Origin of the sequence: Actinoplanes awajinensis subsp. mycoplanecinus, assembly GCF_001509495.1 — a bacterium.
GTDB classification, from domain to species: domain Bacteria; phylum Actinomycetota; class Actinomycetes; order Mycobacteriales; family Micromonosporaceae; genus Actinoplanes; species Actinoplanes palleronii.
This window is the reverse complement of the sequence record NZ_LLZH01000167.1, coordinates 50940-77146: the sequence shown is the minus strand read 5'-3', so window position 1 is coordinate 77146 and position 26207 is coordinate 50940. Positions and strand designations below refer to the sequence as shown.

The 26207-nt window shown below is 71.9% G+C and carries 21 protein-coding genes; 5 read left to right on the top strand and 16 right to left on the bottom strand.

Annotated elements, in window-relative coordinates:
* Window positions 1-23: 23 nt before the first annotated feature.
* The 3 genes from ADL15_RS19180 to ADL15_RS19170 form a co-directional block, all read right to left on the bottom strand.
* Window positions 24-851: a carbohydrate ABC transporter permease gene (locus ADL15_RS19180; protein WP_232344216.1), complete on the bottom strand. Its 828-nt coding sequence runs from the start codon at window positions 849-851 to the stop codon at window positions 24-26.
* 72 nt (window positions 852-923) lie between these two features.
* Window positions 924-1784: a carbohydrate ABC transporter permease gene (locus ADL15_RS19175; protein WP_067692669.1), complete on the bottom strand. Its 861-nt coding sequence runs from the start codon at window positions 1782-1784 to the stop codon at window positions 924-926.
* Window positions 1781-3838 (bottom strand): beta-galactosidase, encoded by a 2058-nt coding sequence (locus tag ADL15_RS19170; RefSeq protein ID WP_067692666.1) that lies wholly within the window; start codon window positions 3836-3838, stop codon window positions 1781-1783. The genes ADL15_RS19175 and ADL15_RS19170 overlap by 4 nt, the downstream gene beginning before the upstream one ends.
* Before the next feature lie 136 nt (window positions 3839-3974).
* On the opposite strand from ADL15_RS19170, the gene ADL15_RS19165 reads away from it, so the two are divergent.
* Window positions 3975-4988 carry a LacI family DNA-binding transcriptional regulator gene (locus ADL15_RS19165; protein ID WP_067692663.1) on the top strand — a complete coding sequence of 338 codons (1014 nt, stop codon included), beginning with the start codon at window positions 3975-3977 and terminating at the stop codon, window positions 4986-4988.
* 336 nt (window positions 4989-5324) lie between these two features.
* Here ADL15_RS19165 and ADL15_RS19160 read toward each other — a convergent pair whose 3' ends face one another.
* Window positions 5325-5702 carry a hypothetical protein gene (locus tag ADL15_RS19160; protein ID WP_067692659.1) on the bottom strand — a complete coding sequence of 126 codons (378 nt, stop codon included), beginning with the start codon at window positions 5700-5702 and terminating at the stop codon, window positions 5325-5327.
* A gap of 233 nt (window positions 5703-5935) precedes the next feature.
* On the opposite strand from ADL15_RS19160, the gene ADL15_RS19155 reads away from it, so the two are divergent.
* Window positions 5936-6718 (top strand): SGNH/GDSL hydrolase family protein, encoded by a 783-nt coding sequence (locus tag ADL15_RS19155; RefSeq protein WP_083971445.1) that lies wholly within the window; start codon window positions 5936-5938, stop codon window positions 6716-6718.
* Between the two features lie 7 nt (window positions 6719-6725).
* Here the strand turns inward: ADL15_RS19155 and ADL15_RS19150 are convergent, their stop codons facing one another.
* Together ADL15_RS19150 and ADL15_RS19145 are read right to left on the bottom strand one after the other, a co-directional pair.
* Window positions 6726-7052: a hypothetical protein gene (locus tag ADL15_RS19150; RefSeq protein WP_157441462.1), complete on the bottom strand. Its 327-nt coding sequence runs from the start codon at window positions 7050-7052 to the stop codon at window positions 6726-6728.
* A 555-nt stretch (window positions 7053-7607) separates the two neighbouring features.
* Window positions 7608-8471, bottom strand: a complete 864-nt coding sequence (locus ADL15_RS19145; protein ID WP_067692650.1) for a hypothetical protein — start codon at window positions 8469-8471, stop codon at window positions 7608-7610.
* A 99-nt stretch (window positions 8472-8570) separates the two neighbouring features.
* Between ADL15_RS19145 and ADL15_RS19140 the strand changes: the two genes are divergently transcribed.
* Complete coding sequence (locus ADL15_RS19140) at window positions 8571-8873, top strand: PLD nuclease N-terminal domain-containing protein (protein WP_067692647.1); 303 nt, start codon at window positions 8571-8573, stop codon at window positions 8871-8873.
* Between the two features lie 62 nt (window positions 8874-8935).
* On the opposite strand, the gene ADL15_RS19135 is transcribed toward ADL15_RS19140, so the two are convergent.
* From ADL15_RS19135 to ADL15_RS19120, 4 genes are all read right to left on the bottom strand, one after another.
* Window positions 8936-9595 (bottom strand): hypothetical protein, encoded by a 660-nt coding sequence (locus tag ADL15_RS19135; protein ID WP_067692644.1) that lies wholly within the window; start codon window positions 9593-9595, stop codon window positions 8936-8938.
* Window positions 9596-9642: 47 nt separating this feature from the next.
* Window positions 9643-11280 carry a serine/threonine-protein kinase gene (locus tag ADL15_RS19130; protein WP_067692641.1) on the bottom strand — a complete coding sequence of 546 codons (1638 nt, stop codon included), beginning with the start codon at window positions 11278-11280 and terminating at the stop codon, window positions 9643-9645.
* A gap of 153 nt (window positions 11281-11433) precedes the next feature.
* Complete coding sequence (locus tag ADL15_RS19125; protein ID WP_232344215.1) at window positions 11434-13461, bottom strand: hybrid sensor histidine kinase/response regulator; 2028 nt, start codon at window positions 13459-13461, stop codon at window positions 11434-11436.
* 101 nt (window positions 13462-13562) lie between these two features.
* On the bottom strand, window positions 13563-14501 hold the full coding sequence (locus ADL15_RS19120; RefSeq protein WP_067692636.1) for a ribose-phosphate diphosphokinase: 939 nt from the start codon (window positions 14499-14501) through the stop codon (window positions 13563-13565).
* Window positions 14502-14568: 67 nt separating this feature from the next.
* Here ADL15_RS19120 and ADL15_RS19115 point away from each other — a divergent pair, with 67 nt between their 5' ends.
* Entirely contained in the window at window positions 14569-15408 is an 840-nt protein-coding gene (locus ADL15_RS19115; RefSeq protein WP_067692633.1) for an ABC transporter ATP-binding protein, read from the top strand.
* Window positions 15409-15692: 284 nt separating this feature from the next.
* Here ADL15_RS19115 and ADL15_RS19110 read toward each other — a convergent pair whose 3' ends face one another.
* From ADL15_RS19110 to ADL15_RS19090, 5 genes are all read right to left on the bottom strand, one after another.
* Entirely contained in the window at window positions 15693-16532 is an 840-nt protein-coding gene (locus tag ADL15_RS19110) for a DUF4142 domain-containing protein (protein ID WP_232344214.1), read from the bottom strand.
* A gap of 93 nt (window positions 16533-16625) precedes the next feature.
* Complete coding sequence (locus ADL15_RS19105) at window positions 16626-19511, bottom strand: FtsX-like permease family protein (RefSeq protein ID WP_232344220.1); 2886 nt, start codon at window positions 19509-19511, stop codon at window positions 16626-16628.
* A 2-nt stretch (window positions 19512-19513) separates the two neighbouring features.
* Entirely contained in the window at window positions 19514-22552 is a 3039-nt protein-coding gene (locus ADL15_RS19100) for a hypothetical protein (protein WP_067693046.1), read from the bottom strand.
* A gap of 24 nt (window positions 22553-22576) precedes the next feature.
* The gene (locus tag ADL15_RS19095; protein ID WP_067692624.1) at window positions 22577-23230 is read right to left on the bottom strand and encodes an ABC transporter ATP-binding protein; all 654 of its coding nucleotides are present in this window, start codon (window positions 23228-23230) and stop codon (window positions 22577-22579) included.
* 33 nt (window positions 23231-23263) lie between these two features.
* On the bottom strand, window positions 23264-24268 hold the full coding sequence (locus ADL15_RS19090; RefSeq protein WP_232344213.1) for a magnesium transporter CorA family protein: 1005 nt from the start codon (window positions 24266-24268) through the stop codon (window positions 23264-23266).
* Window positions 24269-24326: 58 nt separating this feature from the next.
* Here ADL15_RS19090 and ADL15_RS19085 point away from each other — a divergent pair, with 58 nt between their 5' ends.
* Entirely contained in the window at window positions 24327-25028 is a 702-nt protein-coding gene (locus ADL15_RS19085; protein ID WP_067692621.1) for a nicotinamide mononucleotide transporter family protein, read from the top strand.
* Here ADL15_RS19085 and ADL15_RS19080 read toward each other — a convergent pair.
* A complete protein-coding gene (locus tag ADL15_RS19080) occupies window positions 24941-26182 on the bottom strand; it encodes a benzoate/H(+) symporter BenE family transporter (RefSeq protein WP_198170887.1) in 1242 nt (413 codons plus the stop codon). The genes ADL15_RS19085 and ADL15_RS19080 overlap by 88 nt on opposite strands.
* Window positions 26183-26207 lie beyond the last annotated feature (25 nt).

Here is a 26207-nt window from a genome sequence, read left to right as displayed (position 1 = left end):
GCGTTCCAACGGGGAGGGATGTGTTACTTGACGGCGCCGGAGCCGAGGCCGCTGCGCCAGAAGCGCTGGAGCAGCAGGAACGCGGCGACCAGCGGGAGAATCGAGACCAGGGCGCCGGTGAGGACCAGCATCCGCAGTTCCGGGAGCTGGTTGACCTGGGTGTTCCAGGAGTAGAGACCGAGCGTGACCGGGAACAGCCGCTCGTTGCCGAGCATGATCAGTGGCAGCAGGAAGTTGTTCCAGACCGCCACGAAGTGGAACAGGAAGATCGTCACCAGGGCCGGGAACATCAGCTTGGTGGAGATCTTGAAGAACGTGCGGACCTCGCCGGAGCCGTCCAGCCGGGCCGCCTCCAGCAGCTCCTCCGGAACGCTCGCGGTGGCGTAGATCCGGGCCAGGTACACCCCGAACGGGTTGACCAGGCTGGGCAGGAACACCGACCAGAAGGTGTTCGTCGCGTTCAGCTGGGAGAAGATCAGGAAGAGCGGCAGGGCCAGCGCGGTGGCCGGCACCAGGACACCGCCGAGCACGATGTTGAAGATCAGCTCCCGGCCGCGGAAGCGGTACTTGGCCAGGGCGTACCCGCACATCGCGGCGAGCACCGTGCCGAGCAGGGCGGCGCCGCCGGTGTAGAGGATGCTGTTGAGCATCCAGCGCAGGAAGACGCCGTCGCGGTAGCTGACCAGCTCGTGCAGGTTCTGGCCGAGGTGGAAGTCGGCGAACCAGAGCGGGGCGGTGCTGGAGAAGTCGCCGCGGGACTTGGTCGCGCCGACGAACAACCACCAGATCGGGACCAGGAAGTAGAGGGTGCTCAGGCCCATGATGGCCATCGCGGCGGTCTTGGACTTCACTTCGCCGCTCCTCGCTGCGTGAACTTGACGCTGGTCACTTGTCCGCTCCTCGCTGCGTGAACTTGACGCTGGTCACTTGTCCGCTCCTCGCTGCGTGAACTTCAGGAACGTGAAGGAGAGGGCGAACGTCGCCAGCGCCAGGACCACGGAGAACGCGGCGGCCAGGTTGAAGTTCGGGATCGACGAGGTGGAGTACACCGTCAGGTTCGGGGTGTACGTGCTGGACACCGCGGAGCTGAAGGTGCGGAACACCTGCGGTTCGGCGAGCAGCTGCAGGGTGCCGATGATCGAGAAGACAGTGGTCAGCACGATCGCCGGCATCACCAGCGGGATTTTGATCGACCAGGCGGTCCGCAACGGCCCGGCGCCGTCGATCTTGGCGGCCTCGTACACCTCCTGCGGGATGGCCAGCAGGGCGGAGTAGATGATCAGCATGTTGTAGCCGACGTAGACCCAGGTCACCACGTTCGCCATGGCCCACAGCACCAGGTCGGCGGAGAGCAGGTCCCAGTTCTTGGTGACCGCGGTGAACGGCGACAGATTCGGCGAGTACAGGAAGCCCCACATGATCGCGGCGACCACACCGGGCACCGCGTACGGCACGAAGAACGCCAGCCGGAAGAACCGCCGCCCCTTGACCAGGCCGGAGTCGAGCAGCAGTGCGAGGAGCAGCGCCAGCCCGAGCATCACCGGGACCTGGACCAGGCCGAACAGCAGCACCCGGCCGACCGACTCCCAGAACGGGCCGTTCTCGAACACCCGCTGGTACTGCTCCAGCCCGCCGAAGACCTCGTGGGCCGGGCCGAACGTGCCGGTGCGGGTGACCTTGTAGAGCGACTGCTTGATGGCGTACCCGATCGGCGCCACGTAGAAGGCGGCGAAGAGCAGCCCGAACGGCAGGATGAAGACGAGCAGGTGTTTCTTCTTCGTCATGACCGGTCCCCCCGCTTCGTGTTTTCCTGGACCACCGCGGTGCCGCCGCCCTCGGCGTTCGTGTTCTCCCGGACCACCGCGGTGCCGCCGCCCTCGACGCGGAGCAGGCCGTGGATGTCCTGGTCGGCGACCAGGTCGAAACCGGTCACCGGGTACTCGACCGGCGCCGCCCCGTGGTTGATCACGAAGAGGTAGCTGCGGCCGTCACCGGTGCGGCGGACGATCTCGACGTCACCGCTGGGCTGGAGGGCGAGGAGTTCCACACCCGCATTTTTCGCGATATCTCCGGTCAAGTCCCGCAGGCTGACGGCGTCGAGCGCGGTCGACACGTACCAGGCCGTCCCCGCGCCGAACGTGTTCCGGGTGATCGCCGGTGTGCCCGGCATCGGCCCGTCGGCGTAGCTGGCGATCGTCTCGGCCGACGTGGTCCGCAGCCGCTCGGTCCAGAGCGTTCCGGTGCCCCCGGTTGTCAGGGCGACCTCCTGCTCCGGTTTCAGCGGCGCGAACTCCTCGGCCAGCACGCCGAGCACGTCACGGAACGCACCCGGGTAACCGCCCAGCCGGATCCGGTCCCGCTCGTCGACGATCCCGCTGAAGAACGTGACGAGCAGGTGCCCGCCGTCCGCCACGTAGTCGGCGATCCGGACCGCGGCCAGGTCACCCACCATGTAGAGGCCCGGCACGACCACCAGCCGGTACGCGCTCAGGTCGGCGTCCGGTGACACCACGTCGGCGGTGATGCCCAGCTCACGCAGCGCCCGGTGGGTGGCGTGCACCTGGTCGAGGTACTTCACCTCCTGCGACGGCCGCGCCTCACCCTCCGACGACCACCACGAGTCCCAGCTGAACAGCACCGCGACCCGGGACTCCACCCGGGTGCCGGCCACCTCGCCGATCCGGTCCAGCGTCGCGGACAGCCGCAGCACCTCGCGCCAGGCCACCGTGTCGGTGCCGGCGTGCGGCAGCATCGCGGAGTGGAACTTCTCGGCGCCCTGCGCGGAGGCCCGCCACTGGAAGAAACAGACTGAGTCGGCGCCCCGCGAGACGTGGGTCAGCGTGTTGCGGAGCATCTCGCCGGGCGCCTTGGTCAGGTTGTGCGGCTGCCAGTTGACCGCGCCGGCTGCCTGCTCCATCAGCATCCACGGCGCGCCGCCGGACAGACCCCGGGTGAGGTCCGCGGCGAAGGCCAGTTCGGCGACCGGGTCACCGAGGCGGTGGTCGAGGTAGTGGTCGTTCGCGATCACGTCCATCTCCGGCGCCCAGGACCAGTAGTCCAGGTTGCGGATGTGCGCGGTGACCATGAAGTTCGTGGTGACCGGTGCGGCCGAGCGGGCCCGCAGGATCTCGGTCTCGCCGCGGTAGTAGTCGAGCAGCTCGTCCGAGCTGAACCGGTGGAAGTCCACGATCTGCGCCGGGTTACGGGCCGACAGCGCCGCGCGGGGCGGCTGGATCTCGGCCCAGTCGCCGTACCGCTGGCTCCAGAAAGCGGTGCCCCAGGCCTCGTTCAGGGTTTCGATCTTGCCGTACCGGCGGCGCAGCCAGGAGCGGAACGCCTCGGCGCTGGTCTCGCAGTAGCAGAGCGCGTTGTGGCAGCCCAGCTCGTTGGAGACGTGCCAGAGGGCGAGCGCCGGGTGGTCGCCGTACCGGTCGGCGACGTGCCGGACCAGGTCGTAGGCCCGGTCGCGGAAGACCGGCGAGCTCGGGCACCACGCCTGGCGGCCACCCGGGAAGCGGGTGGTCCCGTCGGCGGCGACCGGCAGCACCTCAGGGTGCAGGGTGGTCAGCCACGGCGGCGGGGACGACGTGCCGGTGCCCAGGTTGATCTTGATGCCGTTGGCGTGCAGCAGGCCGATGACCTCGTCGAGGTCGTCGAACTCGTACTGGCCGGCGGCCGGCTCCACGCTCGACCAGCCGAAGATGTTGACCGCGACCAGGTCGACGCCGGCCTCGCTCATCAGCGCGACGTCCTCGCGCCAGACATCCGGCGTCCATTGCTCCGGGTTGTAATCACAGCCCAGGCTGATCCCGGGTATAGACAAACGCAGGGTGCTCATAAAACTCCTGGTCACGGGTGTGTGCACGTGCACACATTTCCTAGCGCCTAAATGGGCGTTACGGATGTGTGAACGTGCACACAGTATGACCGGGCTGACACAAGGTCAATAGCGTTGGCGGGGATATCGTGATCGCATGCCGCAACCCCGCAAACGCGCCACGGTGCACGACATCGCGGCTGCCGCGGGCGTGTCCCGGGGCACGGTCAGCCGTGTCCTGAACGGCGGATACGTCTCGACCGAGGCCCGCGCCGCGATCGAGGCCGCGATCACCGAGGTCGGCTACGTGCCGAACACGGCCGCCCGCACGCTCAAGATGCGCCGCTCCCAGGCCGTCGGCTTCGTCGCCCTCGAGCCACACTCGCTCTTCCTCGACGACCCCAACATCGGCGCGATCATGCTCGGCGCCAACGCCGCGCTCTCCCTGGCCGACCACCAGATGGTCAGCCTGGTGGTCGAGTCGGCGCGCGACACCGAGCGGGTCGGGCGCTATCTGAGCGGCGGTTTCGTGGACGGCGCGATCGTCGTGTCGGCGCGCACCCACGACCCGATCATCAAGATGATCAGCGACCTGCGGCTACCGGCGGCGTTCGTCGGCCATCCGCCAGATTTAGACCAAAATATTCCGTACGTCGGGATCGACAACGTCGGCTCCGCCCGCACCGTGACCGAGCGCCTGCTGGCCACCGGTCGCCGGCGGGTCGGCATGATCGCCGCGGCGCTGGACCGGGACTCGGGAATAGACCGTCTGACCGGGTTCCGTGCCGCCCTCGGCGACCGCTTCGACGCCGACCTGGTCGCGGACGTCCCGCACTACGACTACGGCTCCGGGGTCAAGGGCATGCGCCTGCTCCTGGAACGCGACCCCACGATCGACGGGGTGTTCGCCGCGTCGGATGCGATCGCCGCCGGCGCTCTCGAAGCGCTTCGCGAAGCGGGTCGCAGCGTGCCCCGGGAGGTGGGGATCGTCGGGTTCGACGACAGCACGTGGGCGGTACGGACGCAGCCGCAGCTCTCCACCGTGCACCAGCCGGCGAAGGAGATCGGGTCGTGCGCGGCCCAGCTCATCCTGCGCCAGCTCAGCGGCGAGCAGATCACCCCGGAGGGCCAGCTGCTCCCCACCCCGATCATCTGGCGCGACTCCGCCTGACCCCCGCCCCGGCCGCGCGCTGCGGTCCCCCGGCTGGTTCTGAGGGGTGCCTCGAGGGCCAGCAGACACCCCTCAGGACCAGCCGGAGACCGCGGACACGCGGCGGGTCCGGGCTGGTGCTCAGGGGTGTGTCGGGGTGCCGGAGACACCCCTCACGACCAGCCGGGACCGTGGGGCGCGCTGCGGTCCGGGGTGGGCACGGTCTTGCGGTGGCCTCACGGGCGGGACTCGGCTCGTAGCCTACGGACGGGCGCTGGAGTATTCGTACCGTAGAAGGACCGGGACTCGGAGCGGCCGTGAGTGGAACGCGTGGTGGTGGGCTTCGGCGGTCGCGGGTCAGCTGCCGAAGGTGGTGCGGAGGCGCTGGGCCAGGCTCGGGGGCGGGGGTGGCGGCGTCGGGCGGCGGCCCGCGGTGGCGGTGGAGCGGCCGATCGGGCGGTCGTAGTCGGCGGCGGAGATCGCGTCGATGATCTGCTCCTCGCCGAAGGACTCCGAGCCGGGGATGGACGGGACGAACCCGACGAGGATGCCGTCCCGCATGACCTGGGCCTCGAGGCCGGCGGTGCCGTCGTTGTCCCAGATCGCCTCGCGGCCGTCGGGGAGCACGACGCGGATGCCGAACTGCGTGAGGCCGGCGTGCGGGAGTTTCAGATGAGCGAAGACGTTGCGCTCGCGAAGCCGGTCGACGACCCGGCGGGCCCGGTTCTCTTCCATACCGCCGACCGTAGCCCGGCATTCTGGGGACACGCTGAAGACCGGCTCGGTGCTTGCGGAGAACCGCACACGTAACATCACCCAAGGTCAAAACCCCAGGTCACATCGATGCATGTTACTCCCCTGTAACAGGAAAGTCACCGGATTCCATTTCTCGGAGCCTTGACTTACTGTGCGGTAACCGAAGCGCTTCGGCCCCAGAAATCCCCCGCGGATATCGGAGGCCATCGATGATGAGTAGGGCTACCGTCCTCGCCTGTCTCGTCTCAACGTCCGTTCTCGCGCTCACCGTCGCCACCGCCTCCCCCGCCCAGGCGGCCGGCGTCGACTACGTCGCCCTCGGCGACTCCTACTCGTCCGGGGTCGGCGCACCCGGACAGTCCGGCACGTGCCTGCGGAGCAACTACAGCTACGCCGCGCAGTGGGCGGCGAAGAACAGCCCGACCACGTTCCAGTTCCTGGCCTGCAGCGGCGCCGTCACCGACGACGTCGTGAAGACCCAGGTGCCGGCCATGAGCAGCGCCGCCGACCTGATCAGCATCACCATCGGCGGCAACGACGCCGGGTTCGCCTCGACCGTGCTGACCTGCCTGACCGGCAGCGACACCACGTGTACGGCCAAGGTGAACGCGGGCAAGACCTACGTCGCCACCACCCTGCCCGGCAAGCTGGACAGCACCTACGCCGCGATCAAGGCGAAGGCGCCGGGCGCGAAAGTGGTCGTCCTGTCGTATCCGAACATCTTCGACACGTCGGCGGTCATCTGCGAGATGAGCTCGACCAAGCGGAAGGCGCTGAACAGCGGCGCCCAGGTGCTGGACGACATGATCAAATCGCGGGTGGCGGCGGCCGGGTTCACCTTCTCGGACGTCCGTGACAACTTCAGCGGGCACGGGGTGTGCGCCGCGAAGCCCTACCTGAACGGGCTGACCATCATCCCGCCGCAGAACTCCTACCACCCGAACTCGAGCGGCTACACGAACGGCTATCTGCCGGCGCTTACCAGCGCGGCCTGACCCTGAGCTACGCCTCTCGCCCCTGACCCAGGGGCGAGAGGCGCAGTTCGCCGTTCGGCATGACGTCCAGTGCGACGGCGTCCATGACGGTGCTGACGGCGGGAAAGTCCTCGGGGGCCACGTGGTCCCGGCCGTCGCCCAGCAGCACGAAGTCGATGAACGCGGGCAGGCCGAGGTCCGGCTCGACGATCATGACCTCGAGACCGAAACGACCCCGGTGCTTGGTGACCACGCAGCGGACGGGCTGGAAGTGGCGTAGTCCGCGCTGGTTGGGCAGGAGTGGTTGGGGTTCTCGGGGTTGGGTGAGGTCGCGGGTCGCGTCGGATCCGTTCACGGGGTGCAATTTAGCGGGTGGGTCAAGGTTCCGGCTGGCGTTCAGGGTCGTCTCACGGCCGGTTTAACAACGATGGGTGCTCGCTGGTCCTGCCCGGCGAGCCGCCATCGTGGTTTCGGAGGCGGAATACCGACCGTGGGTGCTCGCCGGCCGGGGCCTTGATTCGGCGAGCGCTTGCGGTGGTTTCGGGTACCGGCACGGCACGGGGCGGCCTGAGCTGATCGCGAATGGTGGCCGGCCGGCGCTGCTGGCGGTTGGCGGGTGGCCGGGCGGGCAGCCAGGCGGGGCTGGCGGTCGGTTGCGGGCCGCTACGCCAGCAAGGCCCACGGCCGGGCACGGTCGTCCCGGCAGGTGGTCCGCTCCGGGATGCCGGGAGCGGTGCGCGGCTCCGATACGGCATCGGCCACGTGATGTTCCGCGCTCCCGGGGCGGTGGCAGTCCGCGATGCGGCCCCGGCTGGTGCTGGCGGCGGTATCGAGGCCTGCTTGAAAGCCGGAGCGGGTTCTCATCGTCCGCACGGCCCGAGCGAGCCGGCCAGGGGCGAGGGAGTTCAGGTCAGAACGGTTCGGGGCCTTGGTAGGACGGCGCATGGTTGCCGGCGGTCAGGTCGCGCCACCAGGTCCGGCTCGCGTGCTGGATCCAGGGCAGCTGTTCCAGCATCCGGACGGTGACCGGCGGCGGCAGGTCGCCCAGCAGGATCCGCAGGGCCGGTGGCGCGGGCTCCGTGGTCAGGTCGAACCAGGCAAGGGCTCCGCCGACGCGGACACCGGCGGGCGCGGAGAGTTCCGGCCACAGCGTCGACGCCCAGGCCGCTGCTTCATCGGCCCGGCCACGCTCCAGGTCGTGCTGCGCGACGGCGAGGACCAGACTCATCTGTACGACGGTGTCGCCCTCGACGTCCAGCCCGGCCCTGACCGCACCGGTGATCGCCGATCGCGGGGGCAGTGCGGCAGCGACCACGTACGCGGCGGCGCTCCGCACCGCGGGGTCATGATCCTCCAAGAAGGCCGTCAGCCGGTCGGCGTGCCGCCCGAGGGTCCGGCGAACCTCCTCGACCGCCCGGTTCACGACGTCTCCCCACCCGTCGAAAATGATCGTGGCTTCAGTCCGGCGCAGCACGTGGCCGCGGCGCGGGAAGCGGGCGCTGTCGGCACACGCCAGATCGCCCACCAGCTGCAGGATGTCACCCCGCAGCGGTGATCGGCCACTCTCCACGAACGCCAGCAGGGCCGGCACGACGGCGGCGCCGAAGGCCCGGGTGTGGCCGTCACCGCAGGTGAGCCGACGTAGTTCATGGACCGCGGCCTCTTCGCCGGCGTGCAGGCGGTGAAGCGCGTCCCGGATCAGGGGTGGTTCCGCCGAGGAGGGCGTCGTACCCCACGCAAGATCCGGCGAGCCCGGCCGTTCATTCTGCGGCACATCTCCCCCTGTCCGTGCCACGCCAACCGCAAGGATGGCACCGTAGCGGCAACCCGTGGGGAACCGGGCTGCTGCCGGGCGGCGGCAGGATTCCTGCACATGGCCCGAGTGAACACGCTTTTCTTCCTGGTGACCGTCGCGCTCTCCGTCGTCGCGCTGATCGACTGCCTGCTCACCGAGCGGTCCGCGGTGCGGCACTTCCCGCGGGGCGCCTGGCTGGTGCTCGTCGTGATCTGCCCGATCGCCGGGGCGATCGCCTGGTTCCGGGCCGGCCGGGCCAGCGCCACGCCGACCGTGAACCGGACCACCCGGACCACCCGGACCGCCCGGACCGCGCCGATCGGTCCCGAGGACGACCCGGAGTTCGTCCGGATGCTGGCCGAGGCCGTCCGCAACCGCTGACCCCCGCGCACAGCGAAAGCGCCTGCCCCCACCGGGGACAGGCGCTTCGGCGTGTGCGCAGCTCAGAACAGCGGACGCCACTTGTGGCGGCGTTTCCACGCGTCCGAGCCGGCCTGGAAATCGATCAGCAGACGGGCCGCTTCCACCTCGTCGACCGTCTCGGTGCGGAAGTGCTTCTCCGGCACGCTCTCCCGGTATTCCAGGGCGTACCAGCCGGGTTCCGCGCCGGCCGCCGGACCGTAGCCCACCTGGACGAACCAGCCGTCCGAGCGTTCCAGGATCAGGAAGTGGTTCTCCGGGCCGAGCGCGGCGACCAGCGCCTCGATCCGCTCCGGCGACGGGTCCGGGATGTCCGGTCCGGTCGCCGACGTCAGGGTGAAGCCGGGCGCGTGGCCGGCCGCGTTCGGGTTGAGCAGGTGGCTCTGCGGCTCGTAACAGATCAGGCCGTGTTCGCGGGCCAGCGCGACGGTGGCCGCGCCGACCTCGCCGGCTCGCGACCAGCTGACCGCCAGGGCCAGGATCGCGTCGGACGGGGTGGGCGCGACGGTCCACGCCCCGGCGTTCGGTGGGAATCGGCCCTGCAGGGCCGCGAGCATTTCCGGTACGGCGGGGTGCGGCCGGAAGACGCCGGCCTCCCCCTCGCGCCACCGGCGCAGTTTGTTCTCGGCGATGACGGGTGTGATCGGGTCCGGCTCGTGCCAGACGTACAGATCGAAGCTCATGACGGGTAGCCCCCTCCCGGCGTATCGACGGATCTTAGTGGGCTGTGTCACCACGTGAAGACTCGACCCCGCGCTGTGCTCGCCGACGTGCGTCCGCCGCGCTCGTACCGGTACGCCATCACCACCGTGTAGCTGCGGCCTTTGCGGGGTCTGGCGCCGCCCGGGCCGCACGCCTTGGTCATCGCGCCGGGGGTGAACGTCAGGTCGGCGCAGGTGGTCGGGCCGCCCACGGTACGCCCCGTGTCGGCGTCACGCAGGGTCACCTCGATGCGGGCGTGGCCACCGGCCGGCGCGGTCAGCGAGGCCTGGAACTGCACACCCCGGCCGACCGAGTGGCACGAGCGCGGCACGAGCGGGCTGCGGGTGGACAGGTCGAAGACGAAGCCCTGTGCGCATTCCCAGGGGCCGTACGCCTGCCGCTCGGGCTGGGGCGATCGGGTGCGGTGGGGCTGGACGGCGCGCTTCGTCCGTACCGGAGCGGGTTTGACTTTCTTCTTGGTCTTGCGCGGCGTGGCCGAAGCCGCGGCCGGGCGCGGAGGAACGGAGATCGCGGTTACATTCGGTAACGTCTCCGGGAGCGGCGGCCGGCGCCAGACCGACGTCGCCACGCCGGAGGCGATCAGCACCCCGGCGATCACCGCGACCGCCGCACCGGGCCGCGCCCAGCGATGACCGGGAACGTCGTTGCGTTTGCGGGCCCGGGGCACCGCGTGCCGCCCGCCGCGGGGCAACTGGATCGCGGACCGCAGCTCGGGCGGTTCGACGGCCATGTCGTCCGGATCGGCCACCGCCAGGCTCGGCGGCGGGGGTGGCGGCAGCGGGGCGATCCCGGCCAGCTTGCGCGACAGCATCCGCAGCTCCCGGACCAGCGCGGGGGCGGCCGGACGCTGCTTGGGCTTGGCCGACAGGCAGGCGCGGATGATCCGCCAGAGCTCGTCCGGCACCCCGCTGCGCCGGTACGGGCGACTCTCGGCGTGCATCCGCATCAGCTCCGGCACCGAGTCGCTCAGGTACGGCGGTTGCCCGGAGACCAGCTCGTAGAGCAGCACGCCGAGCGCGTAGACGTCGGTGGCCGGGCTGGGCGTGACGCCGTGGAACGCCTCCGGCGCCATGTAGTGCGGGGTGCCGACGACCGCGTTCGGCGTGGTCATGCTCGGGACGGTGAGGATCCGGGCGATGCCGAAGTCGGTGAGCCGGGTCTCCAGCTTGCCGTTCTTCTCCAGCACCAGGATGTTGTCCGGTTTCAGGTCCCGGTGGATGATGCCCAGCTCGTGCGCCTCGGCCAGCGCGTCGGCGACCTGCGCGGCGAGCCGGGCGGCCTCCGCGGGCGCCATGGTCCGTTCGCGTTCCAGGTGGTCGCGCAGGCTGCCGCCGGCCACCAGGTCCATCACCAGCCCGAGGGTCTCCCCGACGCTGAACAGATCACGTACACGCACCACGTTGCGGTGCCGGAGCATCAGCAGGATGGTCCGCTCCTGCACGAACCGGGTGACCAGCCGGGGCTGGCGCAACAGGCTCTCGTGCAGGAGCTTGACCGCGACCTTCTCCTTCGTGGCGCGGTCCTCGCCCTGCCAGACGGTGCCGGTCGCACCCTGCCCGATCGGTCTGACCAGGCGGTACGAATTTCCGACCCAGCGTCCGGCAAGTTCAGCGCTGTCGGTGGGATCCTGCGTGGGATCCTCCATCACTCCGGGGTCCTCTCGCCTGACGGCAATGCCCCGGAATCCTGCGTTTTGTCCAGAAGGTCTGGCAAGTCCCCCGACGTAGATTCGCACGCTCAGGCACGAGCGACACCCCGACCGTCACGGATCCCAGTGGATCTCGTTCCGCTCTTCTGCTCAGCTCGCCGCAGCTCCTGGCATCGGTTGCGGGCCGCACAGCGAGCGGATCGCACCCAGCAGGGTCGACCTGGTGAACGGCTTCTCCAGCAGCATGCTGTTCTCGTCCAGCTGCAGCTGCGGGCCGAGCGACGCCGCGGTGTACCCGGACATGTAGAGCACCGGCAGGTCCGGCTGGTGCGTGCGCAGCGCCCCGGCCAGCTCCGGGCCGGTCATGGTCGGCATCACCACGTCGGTGATCAGCAGATCCGGGCGGGCGCCGGAGGCCACCTGGGTGACCGCGGTGAGCGCGTCGGTGGCCACGCTGATCTCGTAGCCGGCCGGCGCGATCAGGCGCTGGACCAGCTGCGCCACGTCCGGCTGGTCCTCGACGATCAGCACCCGGCCGATCACCGCGGACTTGTCCTTGCGCTCGCCGGACGGCTGCGGACGCTCCTCGGCGGCCGGCAGGTAGATGTGCACCGTGGTGCCCATCCGCGGCTTCGACTCCAGCGCGATGTGCCCGCCCAGGTTCTGCACGATGCCGGCCGTGGTGGCCAGGCCCAGCCCGGCCGCGGTGGGCCGGGTGGTGAAGAACGGCTCCAGGGCCCGCTTGCGGACCTCGTCCTCCATGCCGGTGCCGGTGTCGGTGACCACCAGGTGCACCAGCTTGCCGTTCGGCGCGCCCTCGGCGAGCTGGCCGGGCGCGACCATCTCGTTGGTGGCGGCCACCCGCAGCATGCCGCCGTGCAGCATCGCGTCCCGGGCGTTCGCGGCCAGGTTGACCAGGGCCTGCTCGAGCGGGCCGCGTTCCGCCTTGACCGGCCAGACGTCCGGGCCGAACGTCAGGTCCAGGCCGATCCGCTCCCCCAATGTCCGGCTGAACAGCGACTGCACGTCGGTGAGCAGGTCCGGGATCGGGATCACCTCGGGCCGGTTGCCCTCGCTGCGGCCGAACGCGAGCAGCTGATGGGTCAGGGTCCGCCCGGTGGACACCGCGTCGAGGATGTCCTTGGCCAGCTGCTCCTCCGGCGAGCCCTCCCCGACACTGCTCAGGATCATGTCGGCCGAGCCGGCCACCACCGTCATCAGGTTGTTGAAGTCGTGTGACAGGCCGCCGATCAGCTGGCCCAGGCTGTCCAGCCGGCGCAGGTGGTCGAGCTGCCGCTTGAGCCCGCGCGCGTCGATGTGGTCGGTGGTGTCGGTGATCATGCAGAGCACACCGGCGAAGTCGCCGTGGTCGTCCCGGATCGGCATCATGCTCATCCGTACGCTGCGCCGGGAGCCGTCGGCGCGCATCATCCGGGTGGCGCCGACCGTGGACCGGCCCTGGCGGCACTCGGTGATCCGGCGTTCCAGCTCCTTCTGCCCCACGTTGTCCAGGAAGCCGCGCAGCGACACCCCGATCAGCTCGCTGCGGGGCATGCCGAGGACCACGCCGATCGGCTCGTTCGCGTACGTCGCGACACCCTCCGGGTCGAGCTGCAGCACCCCTTCCGGGATGGTCTCCAGCACCCGCCGGTACCGCTCCTCGGAGGCGCGCAGCCGTTCCTGGGCGCGGGCACTGGACACCGCGAGCGACAGCTCACCGGCGATGTCCCGGGCCAGCTCGACCTCCGGGGTCGAGTAGAACGCGTCCGGGGTGTGCCGGGTCAGGATCAGATACCCGCAGTACGTGTTGTCCACGATCACCGGGCAGAGCACTGCCGCGGTCACACCGTGCTCCGGGGTGGCCAGGGCCGCCGCGGAGTCACCGGCCAGCACGATCGGGCGACGGCTGGCGGCGAGCGTGGTCGAGTATTCGTCGTCGGGCGCCTGACCGGCCCGGTCCAGCACCCGCGCCAGCGGACCGGAGCGGTCGTCCTCCACGTGGTGGTACGAGATCTCCTCGTACCGCCCGTCGTCGCGGAGCAGTTGCACGCCGGCGCCGTCACCGATCATGTCGGCGGCGACGTGAGCCGCGGTGGACCGCACCTCGGCCGGATCCGCCACCGCGCGGCTGAGCGCGAGGGCAAGGTCGGCGAGCGCGTACCGGAGGGGGTAAGCCATGACACCCATGTGCACATTTTTCGTGTTACGGGACGTGCGTGAGGGGTGTTCGGCGGAATCCGGCCCGGTAGTTCATCACCGAGCCGGATTCCGGCCACGGTTTACACGAAAAGGGCGCTGACCGACTCGCCGTTGTGTATCCGCCGCATCGCCTCGGCCAGAGCCGGAGCCACCGACAGCACGGTCAGCTTCTCGTGCCGCTTGGCCGGCGGGATCGGCACCGTGTTCGTGCAGACGATCTCCTCGATCTCCTTCTCGGCGGCCAGCCGCTGCACCGCGTCGTTGGTGAGCAGCCCGTGCGTGCAGGCCACCCGCACGCTGCGGACGTTGCGCTCGCGCAGCCGGGCGAGCAGCTCGAACACCGTGCTGCCCTTGGCGATCTCGTCGTCCAGGACGATCACGTCCTTGTCGTTGACGTCACCGATGACCGAGCTGATCACCACCTTGTCGTCGGCGAACCGCTGTTTGGCGCCGGCCGCCACGTCGATGTCGAGCAGCCGGGCGAACGCCGCGGCCTCCTTGGCGTTGCCCAGGTCCGGTGAGACCACCACGGTGTTGCTCAGGTCGTAGCCGCGGAAGTGATGGGCCAGCTCCTTCAGCGCGTGCAGGTGGTCGACCGGGATGCTGAAGAAGCCGTGCACCTGCGGCGAGTGCAGGGTCATGGCGAGGACCCGGTCGGCGCCGGCGGTGGTCAGCAGGTCGGCGACCAGGCGGCCGCCGATCGAGATGCGAGGCGCGTCCTTCTTGTCGGAGCGGGCGTAGGCGTAATGCGGCAGGACCACGGTGATCCGGCCGGCCGACGCGCCACGGGCGGCGTCGAGCATGAAGAGCAACTCGGCGAGGTGCTCCTGGGTCGGGGGAACCAGGGGCTGGATCAGGAACACGTCCCGTTCCCGGCAGTTCCCCTCGAGCTGCACCTCGATGCAGTCGTTGGCGAACCGGGAGATCCTGGTCGGGAGAAGCGGCACACCGAGGTGCTCGCAGATCTCCGCGGCCAGTTCGGGATGGGCGGATCCGGTGAAAACAGCGATGTCGCGCACAGGCGCACATGGTATGAGGCGTTGCTGTGGGGTCGTCAGGACGGTCCGCCTTGATTACCGTGCAGGCATGAACGGACTGGCAGTCGCGTGCCGGCGGGTGGTGCACATCTACCGCGCCGAGGCGGGTGACGTGGTGGCCCTGGCCGGGGTCGATCTCTCCATCGCGCCGGGCGAGACGCTCGCCCTGGTCGGCCCGTCCGGGTCCGGCAAGTCAACCCTGATCGCGCTGCTCGCAGGCCTCATGCGCCCGTCCGCCGGCCGGATCAACGTGGGCACGTATGACCTGGGCAAACTCGCCGACAGCGAGATCTCCCGGCTGCGGGGCACCGAGATCGGCGTGGTGCTGCAGGGCGCGGCGCGCAACCTTTTGCCCTACGCGACGCTGCACCGCAACATCTGGCTCGCCCAGCGCCGTGCCGCGCACACCCGCGGCATCAAGCTCGACGACCCGGACCGCATCCTCGACCTGGTCGGCCTGCCCGGCCAGGGCCGCCGCAAACTCGCCGACCTGACGCCGGGCGGCCGTCAGCGCGCCGCGCTCGCGGTCGGCATCGCGACCGGCCCGGGGCTGCTGCTCGTCGATGAACCGACCAGCCGGCTGGACACCGCGGGCCGCGACGAGGTCCTGGATGCACTCGAAACGGTGAACGCGGAACGTGAAACGACGATCGTGGTGGTGACCCACGACAACGAGGTGGGTTCCCGCCTGGGCCGCGCGGTCACCATCCGTGACGGCCGGGTCGGCGCCGAGGGCCGCGACGGCCAGGACTTCGCGGTGGTCGCCGGCGACGGCACGGTCCAGCTGCCGCCCGAGGTCCTCGGCTCCTACCCGCCGGGCACGCTCTTCACCGTCCAGCACGTCGACGGCGAGGTCACGCTCGTCCCGGGCGGCTCCGAAACCCCCTGAAGATCAAATTCAAGAGCTTTCGGTCGTGCGTCCGCCGGGGTACGGACCGCCGCTCCCGCCGGGACCCTGCGGGCTCGGCTGGCCGCTACGCGTCCAGAACGCCGACCCCTCCGGGCGACGTCCGCGTGTGGTCCCGGTCAACCCCCGCGTGTGAAGTTCCAGCGCCGAAAGTCCCCACGCACCGGGAGTTAACCGCTTGCGTGGGGACTTTGGGTGCGGAGCGAACCGAAAGTCCCCACGCAACGGGGGGTAGCCGGTTGCGTGGGGAGTTTGGGTGCGGGTTGTCAGAAGGGGCTGCGGTAGCGGCGACGGCGGCGGGTGTCCGGGAGGAAGCGGCGGCTGGCGAAGGCCGCGATCCCGAACGCGGCGACCACCACGGCGATCAGGACCGGCGTACTGACCAGCGCGGACGTCGACTGGCTCGACGACTCGGACGCGGACAGGGCGGCCGGTGCCGCGGCGGCCGAGCTGGTGGCCGCGGCCGGCGGCGGTGCGGTCGGCAGCGCGGCGAAGTCGACGATGCCGCTGCTCTCCAGCAGGGTCAGGTGGGTCATCACGAACTGGTTCGCCCGCTGCGCGAGTTTGCGGATCGTGTCGTTGCGGGTGCTGGTCCGGATCGTCGCGATGGCCGGGAAGATCTTGCCGTGCGCGGCCCGGAGCCGGTCGATGTAGATCTGGTCGAAATCGGTGCCCTCGGCGGCCCGCATCTCGCCCAGCCACTTCTGCTGGTCGGCGTTGGGCTTGTCGGGCAGCGGGATGTCCAGCTTGCGCGACGCGGCCCGGACCATCTTGTCCAGGATCACGTGCTGGGCGGAGATGTCCTTGCCGATCGCCTGGATCCGCGGATCCTTCGACTTCTGCTGGGCCATCTGGCCGGCCGGGATCTCCCACAGCCCGGCGAGCCGCACCTTCGTCGCGAAGTCCTTGTCCGCGTCGGAGAGGTCACCCTCACCGGTGTCGGTGATCAGCTGGTTCGGCGGGTCGGGCACACCCGGTTCGACGGCCGAGGCCGCGTGCGGCTGCAGCAGGATTGATGCCAGGGCGGCGACGGCGACTCCCGTCAGACGACGCCAGCGTGACCCACGTTCGACGGCGTGCACACGAACCCCTTCCACAGCGCTCACACAGCTTCGTTGTGGAACAGAACGGATCCGGACCCCTGATTGGATCAATTAATCCCAGAGTCTTTGGACCCTTGCGCAAATGGCGAGGCTGGACTATAGGCGGCGCTGCAGGTCACGGCCGCCGAGCACGGCCGCCAGCAGGTACGGCGCCAGGATCCCCCCGCCCCACCAGAGCAGCACCCCGGCGCGCGGCCGGCCCGGCAACGGTAGGTCGGGCGGGTGCACCCCGGCCAGCGGCAGCGCCCACCCGGTCGCCCACCACCCGGCCAGCCCGACCAGCATGCCCACCAGGACCGCGGCGCTGACCAGCACCGGGTACGTCCAGAACGTCGCCTGCCCGGCCACCCCGCGACGCAAACCCTGCACCCGCATGGCGACCAGGTCCTCGGCGCGCCGCCCACGGTCCACCGCCACGGTGAGCACCAGCGCTCCCGTGCCGAGCAGTGTCGCCAGCACCGCCGCCAGCAGGTAGAACCCGAGGGACAGCGCCGGCCCCTGCCGGTCCAGCCGGTCCCGGATCGCCGACGCCCCGGTGTCGTCGACCACGGTCAGCCCGTGCGCGGCGAGCCGGGCCTGCGCGTCCGCGGGGGCGGCGGCGTTCAGCCACACCTGCGGCTGCTGGGCCCGCTTGGTGCCGGCGGCGAGCAGGCCGGCGTAGCTCAGGTCGGCCACGTACGCGTGCCGGCCGAGGGACGGCACGACCGGCAGGGTCGCCACCGCCGCCACCGGGATCGGCTGCTCGGCCAGCCCGGTGATCGCCACGGGTACTTCCCCGGCGTACGCGATAGGGAGCGGATCCGGCACTCCCGCGGGCCGCAAGCGGACCACCTCCGCGTAGGCCGGGTTGACGTCGGCCCGGACCGTGACGCCTTCCGGTGCCGCGGAGAGGGTGCCGCGCTCGGAGGCGAGCCAACGGTCGCCGAGGGAGTGGATGATCACGCGGCCGGTGACCCGCGCCCGGCCGGAGCCGCCGATCTCGACACCGGTGATCCGGCAGCCGGCCCGGCAGACCTCCGGGCGCTGCCGGTACGTCTGCCACCCTCTGCGCAGCTCACCGACGTCGACCGAGGCTTCTCCGGCGGACGAGGAGACCAGCACGCTCAGCCGCAGCCGATCGCTGTCGCTGGTCACGTCGATCGCGAGTTCCGGCCCGGTCACGGTCACCGGCTCGACCACCGAAGGCCGAATCTGATCAAGCGTGGGGAACGGCCCGTACGCGACCGCGGCCAGCCGGGTGCTGTCCACCGCGAGCCCGCCGCCGGGCAGCTGGGTGACCGCCATCGCCCACGTCCCGGCCGGGTCGGCGGCGCGCACCGCGTCGAGCAGCTGCCGCCCGGAGACCGGCTGCACGGTGAGCACCCGTTCCGCGCCCGCGCTCAGCCGGGCCTGGGCGTCCCGGCCCTGCACCGCGGTGTCCACCGCGCAGCCCGCGTACCCGGCCACCGCCGCGGCCGCCGCCAGCAGCGCGAACAGCCGGGACGCGCCGGGGCGCCGGGTCAGCTGGAGGCCGGCCAGGGCCGGTCCGAGCCGGCCGCGGCGCAGCGCACCGGCGGCGATCCGGCCGATCACCGGGAGCACCGTCCGCGAGGCGAGCAGGGCCAGGATGAGCAGCGTGAACGCGGGGGCGAACAGGCCGACGCCGGTGAGCGAGCCGCCGGAGAGGACCAGCTGGGCGCCGGCCACCACGGCGAGGACCAGCAGCACCGCTTCGGCGTACGGCACCCGCCCGGCGCCCGGGCCGGGAATCCGCCGGAGCAGCCCGGCGACCGGCCGGGTGAGCTGCCGTCGCTGGGCCGCGACCGCGGCGAGCAGCGCGATCAGCGTGGCGATCGGGGCGTACCGCAGCGACGACCAGTCGGCGGCCGGCCCGACGCCGGGGAACCGGAACGCGACCACCGCGGTGATCAGCAACTGCCCGGCGAGGCAGCCGGCGAGCGCACCGGCCAGCACCGCGACCAGGCTCTCCCCGGTCGCCAGCCACCAGCGTGACCACCACCGGGCGCCGCGCAGGGCGACCACGGCCAGCTCGCTCTGCCGGCCCTCGGCGCCGTAGCCGACGGTCAGGTGGATGCTGAAGCAGGCGAGCAGCACCAGCGGCACGGCCAGCACCGGGACCAGCAGCGCGGCCCCGGCCCGGCCCTCGTCGATCCGGTCCAGCAGCCGCGGGATGTCGGTGTCGATCTGCAGGGTCTGGTCCAGCTCGGCGGCCGACGCATCCAGGCGCCGCAGCTCGGCGCGCAGCCGGTCGAGCCGGTCGACGTCGAGGGCGCCGGGCGCGGCGATCCCGTCGATCGCCATCTCGGTGCGGACCACGTCCATCGCGGGCAGCGTCATCGAGGTGGTCAGCACGGGTTCGCCGGCGAAGCCGAGAGAGGTGACGAAGTAGCCGTGCCGCCCCCAGTACGTCTCACCCGGGCTGCGCGGGGTGTAGATCCCCGCGACGGTCAGGGTCTTGGGCTCGCCGGCCGGCACGAACCGCGGGACGCCGCCCGAGTTGTCCGGCACGGCCGAGGCCAGCGTGATCGCGGCGCCCGGCGCCAGGCCGAGCCGGTCCGCGGTCCGCTCGCCGAGCAGCACGTCGCCCTCGCCGAACAGGCAGCGCCCGGCCACGATCCGCACGTGGGAGCAGGCGTCCTGCCGGAAGACCAGCCGGGTCGGGTCGCGGTCGGTCTTCTCCAGCCCGACCGTGGGCGTCTCCGCGGAGTAGTAGTACGTGAAGCCGGGCAGCGCGATCAGGGTCCCGCCCAGGTCGGCGAAGTCGTCGCCGGGGCCGTCGCCGGTCATCGCGTCCTGCACGGCGCGGACGGTCAGGCTCAGCTCCCCGGTCGCGGCGGTGGCGATCTGGCCGGCGGCCACCGCCCGGTCCGCGGCGATCAGGTAGGCCGGCGCGGCCACCGCCGACGCGACCGCCAGCAGGGCGAGCAGCGCGAGGGTGACCGACTGGCCGCGGCGGTGCCAGACCATCGCCAGCACGAGCATGATCACCGGCGGATTCCCCCGATCAGCGGGCGCAGTGCCGACCACGCGGGCAGACCCAGCAGGAACAGGGCGCCGAGCGCGGCGGCCACCAGCACCCCGGGCGCCAGCGGCGAGGGCGCGGCGAGGACCCGCCAGCCGTCGGTGAACGGCGGCACCGCGCTGCCGGTCAGCGCCACACCCAGCACGGTGGCCAGCACCCCGGTCAGGACGCCGGTCAGGATCAGGACGGCTGGTCCGGTGTACCCCACGGTGACCGCGACCCGGGCCGGCAGCCCCTGGTGGCGCAGCGCGCCCAGCTGCTCGGCGAGCGTGCGACGTTCCACGGTCAGCCCGACCGCCACGGTCACCGCGGCCAGCAGCAGCGCCGCCACCCCGGCGAGCAGCGCGAACCGCACCACCGCGGCCGGTCCCTGCCCGCCGAGCTGCTCCTCACGGGCCGTGGCGGTGGTGTCGGTGCCGACCGTCAGGCCCGCCGCGACCAGCGCGCCGACGATCCCGGGCGGAGCGCCGGGCGCCAGCCAGACCTGGAACCGGCCGCCCGGCTCGGCCACCGCGGTCAGCCGCCGGGTGGCATCCAGGTCGATCATCACCCCGGACCGTCCGACCACCGGGAGCGCCGCGACACTCGCGGTCACCGCGACAGGCGTCTTTTCACCGTACGACCCGAGCAGCGCGTCGGTGTACCGCCAGTCGGACGGCGCCGGCCCGGCCAGCACGACCGGCAGCGGCCCGCGGGTCCCGGCCGCCCACGCCTGCGTGCCGACGTGCGGCCGGTCGCCGGTGTTCGGGTCGGCGACCAGGCGCAGGGCCCGGTCCGCGGCGACCAGGTCGAGCGCCGAACCGTCCGTGCCGGGCCGCCACCGCCCGATGTCGGCGAGCGCGGCCCCGTCCAGCACCACCGGGTCCGCCCCGTCCTGGCGCAGCTCACGCAGGGTCACCGCGGCGCCGGCCGGTGCCGGGTCGGTGCGCCCGCTCGCGGACGGCGCGGTGGTCAGCGCCCAGTTCACGATCCGGCAGCCGGGCGCTTCAGCGCAGCCGCTGACCGTACCGGCCGCGGTCCGCTCCCCCGCGCCGAGCGCGCCGAACGAGACGGTGACCGGTGCGCCGGTGCCCTCGTGCCGCAGGGTCAGGGTGAGGCCGAGCGGGTCCGGGCCGTCCCGCCGGTACCGGACGGTCAGCCGGTCGCCGGTGATCGCCGGCGGCGCGGGGACGGTCGCCGCGGCAGTGGCCTCGGGCAGCGTGGTGACCGGGCCGTACTCCGGGCGCCAGGCCGCGACCGCGGCCAGCCGGGTGCTGTCCACCTCGAGGATCCGCAGCTCACCGTCGCGGGTGACGACCGCGGCCATCGCCTGGCGGCCGCTCGGGTCGGCCCGGCGTACCGCGTCGAGCAGCGCGGTCCGGTTCGTGTCGGGCACCGTGAGGACCCGGACCGCGCCCAGGTCGGCGGTGCTGCGCCCGGCCCGCGCCCGGTTCTCCGCCGACAGCGCACCGGCCGCCGTGCCGAACAGCGCGACACCGACCACGACCAGCGCGAACACCCGTTCCACGCCGGTCGAGCGGGAGAGTCGCAGGGCGCTCAGGCCGAGCCGCAGCCGGCCGGCACGCAGCGCGACCCGGCCGGTCCGGGCGGCGACCCGGCCCAGCAGCCGGGCGGTGATCAGCCCGACGGCGAGCGCGACCAGGGCCGGCGCGGCCACGCCCACCCCGGCCGCCGAGCCGGTCGTGCCTGTCCCGTCCGCCGCGCCGGCCGTGCCTGTCCCGTCCGCCGCTCCGGAGCCGGCCTGGAACAGCGCGGCGCCGGCGACGGCCAGCAGCAGCACGTCGACCAGCCAGGACCACAACGGGTTGCCATTGCCGGACGCCGGACGCAGCAGCGCCGCCACCGGCCGGCCGAGCAGCACCGCCTCGACCACGGCCAGCACGGCCAGGCCGCCGAGCAGGACCGCGCCGGCCGCGGCGGCGGACCAGGCCAGCGCCGCCGCCCGGTCATCGGCCGCCGGGTGCGCGCCGGTCAGCGCCCGGGCCAGCAGGTAGCCGATCGGGGCGCCGGCCAGCACGCCGAGCAGCAGCGGCACCAGGTGCTGGCCCCAGGCCAGTCGCAGGGTGCCGGAGCGGCTGACCCCGCGCAGTTTGAGCAGGGCGGCGTCGGCCCGCCGGTCCCCGGACGTGTACCGCCCGGCCAGGCCGATCGCGAACCAGGTGAGGATCACCAGTTGCACCCCGGCGGTGAGCACGCCGCGCAGCACGGTGGCCCGGTCCTTCGCGATCGTGGTGAGCAGGCGGCCGGCTCCGGTGGCGAGCCGTACCTGGTCGGCGCCGAGGCGGGCGTCGGCAGCGGCCAGGTCCGCGGCGAGCGTGCGGTCGCCGCGGATCACAGCGTCGGGCAGCACCGCGTCGTACGCCTGGGCGACGTTCCACAGCGGCGCCGCGCGAAACGCCTCGACCGGCGCGAAGACCGGGTCCAGGCCGGCCGTCCCGCGGAACACCTCGTTGCTCCAGTACGGCCCGTCCGGATCCCGCCGGGTGTACCGGGCGACCACGGTCACCGTCACCGTCGCGGCCGTCAGCGAGCTGTGCAGCCGCAGCGACGCGCCCGGCACCACCCCGAGGCGCTGCGCGGTCTCCTGGCTGATCGCGACCTCGGCGGGCCGGCCGGGGCACGGCCCGTCCAGCCGTACGTGCGCGCAGAAGCCGTCCCGGTACGCCATCCGGATCGGCGTGGCGGTCGCGCCCACCCGTACGCTGAGCAGCACACTCAGCCCGGTCACCGGCTCGCTCACCGGTATGCCCAGCCCCCGTCCGACCCGGTCGCCGAACGCCCGGAGCGCGGCCACCGGCTCGCCCTGGGTGTTCACGTCCTGCACCGCCGTGACCACCCGCTCGGCGGCGCCCGCCGCGGCCAGGTCGACGACCGCGGCGCGACCGGCCGACGCGTAGGCGAACCACGGCCCGGCCACCGCGACGGCGGCGGCCACCATGGTCAGGACGAGGATCGTCAGCACCTGCGCGGTACGGGCCCGCACCGCGCCGATCACCAGCATGAACACGTGGCGGCTACCGGCCGCTCATGAACGGGCCCAGGACGCGGTTCCGTCGGCCAGGTGCAGCTCCCGGTCGCAGGCCGCGGCGGCCTCCGGGTCGTGCGTGGCCAGCACCACGGTGGCGCCCCGGGCCGCCTCGGCGCGCAGCAGCTCGAGGACCTTCTGCCGGTTCGCCGCGTCGAGCTCGCTGGTCACCTCGTCGGCGAGCACCACCCGGCCGCGCAGCGCCAGCCCGCGGGCGATCGCGGCGCGCTGCTGCTGCCCGCCGGAGAGCTCCTCGATCAGCTGGTTCGCCTGCCCGGCCAGCCCGACCGCGGCCAGCGCGTCGGCCGTCCGGCGGCGGGCGTCGGCCGGGGTGCCGCCGGTCGCGATCACCGCGACCGAGACGTTCTCGGCGGCGGTGAGGATCGCGGCAAGCCCGTTCTCCTGCGGGATCAGCACCACGCCACGGCCGACCGCGGCGTCCCGGTCACCCAGCGGCGAGCCGGCCGCGGTGATCGTGCCGGAACGGGGTGCGAGCAGCCCGGCCAGCGCGCTGAGCAGCGTCGTCTTGCCCGCTCCGGAGGTGCCGGTGACGGCCAGGATCTCGCCCGGGCGAGCGGTCACCGTCACGTCGCGCAGCACCGGATCACCGGCGCCGTATCCCAGGTCCGCGGCGGTCAGGTCCATGGTGAGCATGTATTCACTACCCCCGATCACCTGGGGACGCTACTACAGCCAGCCACGCTTCTTGAGGTAGTAGTAGAGCGCGGCGCCGGTGACCACGATGAGGGCCGTGCTCAGCACGAAGCCCCAGGGCTGCTCGTAGCCGGGATACGGCAGGTTCTGCCCGAAATAGCCGGTCAGCGCGGTCGGCACCGCGATGATGGCGGCCCAGGCGGCGAGTTTGCGGGTGGTGTCGTTCAGGATGTTGCTCTGCTCGTTGAGGTCGGCGTCGAGCAGCTCGGTGATCCGGGTGAGCGAGTGCTCGATCGACTCGAGGGCCCGCTCGGCGTGGTCCTGGACGTCCCGGTAGTACGGCCGCAGCTGGTCGTCGACCAGGTCGCTGTCCGCCCGGTTCACCTCGGCCACCACGTCCTGCATCGGCGCGACCGCCCGGCGCAGCATGGCCAGCGCCCGGCGCAGCCCGAACCCGTGCAGCCGGACCGCGCGGGGCGCGCCACCCTCGCCGAGCATCCGGTCCTCGATCGGGTCCATCGCCTCGTCGACCTGCCGGGCGGCGGCGTACTGACTGTCCACGACGACGTCGAACAGGCCGTACAGCAGGAAGTTGACGCCGCCGGAGGCGGCCAGATCGGCGTCGGAGTCCCACCGCTTGACCAGCTTGTCGACGTCGCCCTCGTCCTTGTGCACGGTGATCAGCGCCCGCTCGGTGACGAACGCGCTGATCTCCACCTTGTGCGCCTTCGGCGAGACGTCGCCGACGTGGTCGAAGGCGACCGCGTAGACGTTGACGAACAGGTGGTCCGGGTACCTGTCGAGTTTGGGGCGCTCGTGCTCGGCGAGCGCGTCCTCGACGGCGAGCGGGTGCAGGCCGAACTCGGCGGCGACCACGGCCAGGTCGGCCGCCGACGGCTCCAGCAGATCGAGCCAGGCGACCGCCTCCGGGTGGTCGCTCAGGTGACCGGCCAGCTCGCCGAACCCGAAACCCTGCTCGACCACCCGGCCTCCGGAGTAGAGGCGGGTCTGCACGGCACAGGAGATCGCGGTGGTCACCGGCCCACTATGCCCGGGTGGAAACCGGGCGGAAACTCGGCGCGGCCTACCATGAGCCGTGACTTGGCTCGATCACTGGCTGACCGTGTTCTACACCGCGAAGTGGCAGGTGACCCCGGATCAGGCGATCTACTGGCGGGAGATCGTCGGCAACGCCTTCGGGCTCGGCTCGGCGCTGTTCGGACTGCGCCGCAACGCGCTCGCCTGGCCGATCGGGATCGTCGGCAACATCCTGCTGTTCACCGTGTTCCTCGGGCAGGCGCTCGGCAACGACCAGGGCACTCCCCTGTACGGCCAGGCCGCCCGCCAGGTGTTCTTCCTGATCACCAGCGTGTACGGCTGGTGGGTCTGGCGGCGCAACCGCCGGGTCGGGCACGGCGACGCGGTGGTGCCGCGCTGGGCCGGCCACCGGCAGCGACTGATCTTCATCCCGGGTGCGCTCGTCGCCGTGGTGCTCTGCTTCTTCGTCTTCCGCCAGGTCGGGGCGGGTTTCCCGGTCCCGTGGTGGTATTACCTGGCCGACTCGTGGATCTTCGTGGGGTCGATGCTGGCCACGTACGCGATGGCCCGCGGCTGGGTGGAGTTCTGGCTCTGCTGGATCGCCGTCGACCTGGTCGGGGTGCCCGAGCTGCTGCACTTCGGCTACTACCCGTCCGCGGTGCTCTACGCGGTCTACGCCGGGTTCGTGGTCTGGGGCTTCGTCGTCTGGCTGCGGATCTCCCGGCTCTCCCCGGCCGGCCCGGTCCCGGTCCCCGCCTGACTGTTTCGGCGCGCTGTCAGGATCAGGTGCACCAGCACGCCCGCCACCAGGCCCCAGAACGCCGAACCGACGTGCGCCACGGTCATCCCGGACGCGGTCGCGGCGAGCGTGACCAGCGCGCCCTCCCGGGCCGGCCGGTCGTCGAGCGCGCCGGCCAGGCTGCCCAGCAGCGCGCCCAGCAGGGCCACCCCGCAGACCGCGGCGACCAGCGGCTTCGGCAGCGCGGTGAAGAACCCGACCAGCCCGGTGCCGAGGAAGCCACAGATCAGGTAGAAGACGCCACAGGCCGCTCCGGCCACGTACCGGAGCCTGGGGTTGGGGTGGGCCTGCTCGCCGGTGCAGATCGCCGCGGTGATCGCGGCCAGGTTGATCGCGTGGCTGCCGAACGGCGCGAGCAGCACCGAGGTGAGTCCGGTACCGGTGAGCAGCAGCCGGTCGTCCGGCTGGTACCCGCTGCCGCGCAGCACCGCGAGACCCGGCGCGTTCTGCGAGGCCATCGTCACGATCAGCAGCGGCAGTCCGATACTGACCAGCGCGGACGGGTTCAGCGTCGGCACCGTGAGGTGCGGTAGCGCGATCTCCAGCCGGACCCCGCCCAGGTGCAGGTCGTGCCCGGCCGCGGCGACCGCCACCCCGGCGCCGAGGGCGAGCAGCACCGCGTAGTTCGGCAGGAACCGCCGGCCCAGGAAGTACGCCCCGAGCACGGCCAGCACGATCGCCGGCGCCCCGGGCAGCTGCCGGAACGCGTCGAGCGCGAACGGCAGCAGGATCCCGGCCAGCATCGCCGAGATGATGCCCGGCGGGACCTTGGCCAGGATCCGGCCGAACAGTCCGGAGAAGCCCAGGACGGTCATCCCGATCGCGGCGAACAGGAACGCGCCGACCGCGTCCGAGTACCGGTACGCGCCCAGCGAGCCGACCAGCAGCGCCGCGCCGGGCGTGGACCACGCGGTGATCACCGGCATCTTGGTGATCAGGCTCAGCACCAGGCAGGTCAGGCCGCTGCCGACCGCGATCGCCCACACCCAGGAGGTGGTCTGCGCCTCGGTCAGGTGCGCGGCCGAGGCGGCGGTGAGCACCACCACGAACGGCCCGGAGAACGAGACGAGCACCGCGACCAGCCCCGCGGCCAGGGCACTCACCGGAATTTTCACTGAAGGAGTCGAACACGGGTGTCCG